Genomic DNA, 4,624 nt, shown 5'->3' with positions numbered 1-4,624 from the left:
CCAATCACGATGCTACCAATGCCTTCATGCGGACGCGCGGCGTGCGCGCCTTTGCCGGAGATAGTGATTTGGAAGCGATCGACGTTGGCATAATAAGCGCCGCCGCGCGTCCGCAGCGTGCCGGTCGGCAGATCCGGCGCGTTATGCAGCCCGAAAATCGCCTGCACCTCTTTTAGCGTGCCCGCTGCGATCAGCTGCTTCGCGCCGGTGAAAATCTCCTCGGCAGGCTGAAACAGAATGCGCACGCGGCCGGGCAGTTGGGATTCGATGCGTTTCAGCTGCTGCGCGACACCCAGCATCACGCTGCTGTGCAGATCGTGGCCGCAGGCGTGCATCACACCCGGCTGCTGCGATCGCCACGCGTGATCGCTTTGCTCGTCGATGGGCAGGGCGTCGATGTCGGCACGCAGCGCAATCAGCGGTTCACCGTGACCGATTTCTGCCACGACACCGGTTTTCAAATCCAGCGGCAGCAGCTTGACGTTGAGTTCCTGCAACCAGCGGGTAAGGCGCTCGGTGGTGGCAAATTCCTGATCCGACAGTTCGGGATGCTGATGCAGCTCGCGTCGCCAGCGCACCAGCTGTTGATGGGAAAGATCCGTCATGGTCATCCTTGTGTGTGTTCAGGTAAGAAAGGTTCGCCGAGCGTCAGCATCAGGCGGTTCGCCCAGGCGAAGAAGGCGGCGGATTGAATCAGGTCCAGCAGCGCCAGCGTGCTGAATCCTTGATCGCGCAGCGCCTGCAGCTGTTGCAGGCTGGTGGCGGCAGGCGTAATGGATAAGGTGGCGACCAGATCGATCTGCGCCGCCCAGCGCGCCGATTGTCCGTGCGACAACTCAGCGCCCGGCGCGACATTCAGCAGCTTCTGCACCGCCGGTTCATCTTTCGACAGCTGGCTGGCTTTGCGCGCATGCACCGAGGCGCAGTAGATGCAGCCGTTGACCTTGCTCACCACCGTGGCGGCGAGTTCTCGCTCGGCGCGTGAAAGTCCGCCTGCGGTGTAGAAGATGCCTTTATCGGTTAGCGTGCGCTGCTCGAGCAGCGGCTGATTGCGGCCCAGCAGGCGGAAGTAATCAGAGTCGCTGTGGCCGAATTTCGCCAGCGTTGCCTGCTCATCAGCGCTAAATTCATGCAGCGGTTTCGCCGCCAGCCACGGTTCCCAGCCTAGTTCCTGTTGGGTGAAGGCGGTGAGGGCGGTTTTCCCGCTGACGGTGAGCGGCGCATCGTGCCATTTACCGGCAACCGCATGTGGCTGCGACGCCGTCTCTTCGCCGTTGAGCAAACGCAAACCCGCGAGTAAGCGGCTCTGGAAGCTGACAAAGGCAATCAGTTGCGCCAGCGTGACGATGCCGCGCGGCGACCAGCCGGCAGTTTGCAGTTTCTCGATGTGCTGCGGCGCGGCATCCACCGGATGCAGGCTCAGCAGTTCCGCAAACGCCAGACCCGCAGCGAAGCGCGCGTTTTGCGGCTGATCGTGCTGGCGGTAATGCGCTTCAAGACTTGACGCACCATGCCAGGCCGCGACCTGCGCGGCGAGGGCGAAGCGCTCTGCTAACGGCAAATCTTCATCATCTTGCGAAAACAGCACGTCGTAGCTGCCTTGGGTATGCTGGGTGGCGGCATGACGCTCGGCGCGGGCCTGGGCCAGTTCAGACGCGGGATCGATATCCGCCAGCGCGGCCAGTAAATCTGTCGGTTGAGACATGAAATTCTCCAGTTAAGCGTTAGAAGGTCACCATGAATGGCGACCCTACAAAACCTGCGTAGGGTCGCCATTCATGGCGACCGCTAATCACCTAGCCACGCAGCGCGGGCGCAATATGTTCCGCAATCAATTCGATGGAACGCAGAATGTCGGCGTGTGGCGGATCGATCGAGTGCACCTGGAAGCTGATATCGGTGACGCGCTGCAGCGATGTATCGGCCAGCAGCGATTGCCGCACCTGGTCGGCATCGCCGAAATGTGCATCCAGCTGACGCGCCTGTTCGTCCAGCGTGTGGCCAATCACATGTCCTGATTCGCGGAAATGCTGCGCCTGGCGCTGCAAGCCCGGTTCGGCAAGGCGACGCGCGTAGTCACGGGAATCGGCGACAAAGGCGGTGCGCGATGCCAGAATGCGGGGCGCAATGCCCGCCGGTAATGCCGCCAGATAGGCATCGATCATCGGGTTCTGCATCTGATCCAGCGGCAAATCCGGCTGGCCCGCCGGACGCGGTTGGGTGCGCGACAGCATCAAACCGTGCCCGGCTTGTCCCGCGCGCGCGGCGCCTTCCACCGAAAATGTGGCGATCCACACGCGCTGCGCCAGCGTCGGCGCTGCGGGATAGAGGTGATTATCCGGATGGCCCAGCGTATCGCCGCGCCATGCACTCAGCAGCTGATGCAGATGATCGGCAAACACGCTGGCGCGCTGGTCGATAGTGATGCCGAACGGCAGAAACGAGGTCGCGGTGCCGCCCGATCCTAACCCGACTTCAAGGCGACCGTTGCTTAGCAGATCCAGCACCGCCGCGTCTTCGGCGACGCGCAGCGCGTTCTCCATCGCCAGCGTGATGATGCCGGTGCCAAGGCGAATGGTACGGGTGTGCGCGGCAACGTGGGCCAGAAACAGCAGCGGAGACGGCAAGCCGCCTTCTTTCTCGTGAAAGTGGTGCTGCGCAATCCATACACTGTCAAAACCGTTGCGCTCGGCGTGCTGAATCTGTTCGGTTGCCAGGCGATAGCGCTGTTGTGCGCTGGTGTCATCCAGCAGACGGGTGAAAAATCCAATGCGTTTACGCGTCATGCAGACTCCTTAATCAGCGGACGGAAAGCGGGAATCGCGTCAATCAGCGATCGGGTATACGAATGCTGAGGCGCGTTAAATAGCGTGACGGTGTCACCTTGCTCCACCACTTCACCGGCGCGCAGCACGGTGACGCTGTGTGCAATGCGGCGCACGGTGGCGAGGTCGTGGGTGATAAACAGATAAGTGAGGCCGAGCTCGCGTTGCAGCTGTTGCAGCAGTTGCTGAATCTGTGCCTGCACCGTGACATCCAGCGCCGAAGTCGCTTCATCCAGCACCAGAATCGCCGGTTGCAGAATCAGGGCGCGGGCGATGGCTACACGCTGACGCTGGCCGCCGGATAACTCACGCGGTTTGCGCGTCAGTAATTCCAGCGGTAACGCTACGCGCTGCGCCACGGCGGCGACGCGTTCACGGCGCTGCTCGCTGCTGATTTTCTCAAAGTTACGCAGCGGCTCTTCAATGATGGCGAACAGCGTCTGGCGCGGATCGAGCGAGGCAAATGGGTTCTGATACACAAACTGAATCTTGCGGCGTAATTGGCGCTGCGCTTCACCGCGCAGCGCGGTGGCGTCAATCCCATCAATTACTACGCGACCGCTGTCGGCCTGCTCAAAGCCTAAGAGAATGCGCGCCAGCGTGGTTTTCCCCGAGCCGGATTCGCCGACTAGCGCGTGCGTGGTACCGCGCGCCACCGTGACGCACACCTCTTTCGCCACCTGTAACTGCTGCTGGCGACCAAGTGAAAACTGTTTATTAATGCCGGAGAGCTGAATCGCCGGTGACGAGAAGTTGGCTTGAGTCGGCACCGACAGCGCGCTGTCACCCGGATCGGCATCCTTTAATAGCTGCCGCGTATAAGCATGTTTAGGCGCGTTGATCACCTGCGCCGCCGGGCCTTGTTCCTGTACTTCGCCATGACGAAATACCAGCAGGCGATCGGCGCGTTCTGCCGCCAGCGCTAAATCGTGTGTGACAAACAGCACTGCGGTGCCAGATTCGCGGCGCAGCACATCCAGCAGATCGAGAATGCGTTTTTGCACAGTGACATCCAGCGCGCTGGTGGGCTCATCGGCAATGATGATCTGCGGACGCAGAGCGAGGGCGATGGCAATCAGCACGCGCTGTTTCATGCCGCCGGAGAGCTGATGCGGATACTGCGTCAGGCGCTGTTCCGGATGGCTCAACCCCACTTTTTGCAGCAATTCCAGCACGCGCTGCTGGCGTTCGGGTTTGCTGATTTTCAGGTGCAGCTGCAGCATTTCACCGACCTGATCGCCAATGGTTTTCACCGGATTGAGCGAGTTGCCCGGATCCTGCGGCACTAAGCTGATGCTGACGCCGCGCAGGCTATCAAGACGTTTGGATGACCAGCCGGCGATATCGGTGCCGTTCAGCACAATCCTGCCGCTGTCACGGCGACCGTTATCCGCCATCAAACCAATAATCGCCTGCGCGGTGGTGGTTTTGCCGGAGCCGGATTCCCCGACCAGCGCCACCATTTCACCGGGCTGCAACTCAAAGCTGACGTTGTGAACCACCGCGCGCCACTCGCCGCGCTGGCGATAGCTAAGGGTTAAATTTTCAATGGCTAATAACGCGCTCATGCGTCACCTCCGGCCAGTTGACGGCTAATGCGGTTAGCGGCCAGCACCACGGCGACCACCACAATGCCGGGGAAAGTTGTGAGCCACCACGCGGTCGCCAGATAGTTACGTCCTTCAGCGATCAATAATCCCCATTCGGGCGTTGGCGGCGGCGTGCCGTAGCCGAGAAAGCTCAGCGTCGACAGCGCCAGAATCGCCTGACCAAACTGCAGGGCGGCATAGGCAATCACC

General features: G+C 61.1%; 4 protein-coding genes and 1 pseudogene. All 5 read right to left on the bottom strand.

Annotated features, from left to right (window positions below; translation table 11 throughout):
• Nucleotides 1–605, bottom strand: a 605-nt coding sequence (locus tag RTM06_RS21760; RefSeq protein WP_312184694.1) for an amidohydrolase, incomplete at its 3' end; no start/stop codon positions are given.
• A 2-nt stretch (nt 606–607) separates the two neighbouring features.
• Entirely contained in the window at nt 608–1,705 is a 1,098-nt protein-coding gene (locus RTM06_RS21755; protein ID WP_312184688.1) for an alkylhydroperoxidase domain protein, read from the bottom strand.
• Between the two features lie 91 nt (nt 1,706–1,796).
• Nucleotides 1,797–2,786 (bottom strand): putative FMN-dependent luciferase-like monooxygenase, encoded by a 990-nt coding sequence (locus tag RTM06_RS21750; RefSeq protein ID WP_312184687.1) that lies wholly within the window; start codon nt 2,784–2,786, stop codon nt 1,797–1,799.
• A complete protein-coding gene (locus RTM06_RS21745) occupies nt 2,783–4,393 on the bottom strand; it encodes an ABC transporter ATP-binding protein (RefSeq protein WP_312184686.1) in 1,611 nt (536 codons plus the stop codon). Before RTM06_RS21745 ends, RTM06_RS21750 begins: the two co-directional genes overlap by 4 nt.
• Nucleotides 4,390–4,624 (bottom strand): annotated as a pseudogene (locus RTM06_RS21740) (ABC transporter permease); the annotation flags it as partial. The pseudogene RTM06_RS21740 and the gene RTM06_RS21745, both read right to left, overlap by 4 nt.

Origin of the sequence: Pantoea sp. CTOTU46764 (assembly GCF_031974595.1) — a bacterium.
GTDB classification, from domain to species: Bacteria; Pseudomonadota; Gammaproteobacteria; order Enterobacterales; family Enterobacteriaceae; genus Pantoea; species Pantoea trifolii.
Note: the sequence above shows the minus strand (reverse complement) of the source record. Positions and strands in the feature narration are given on the sequence as shown.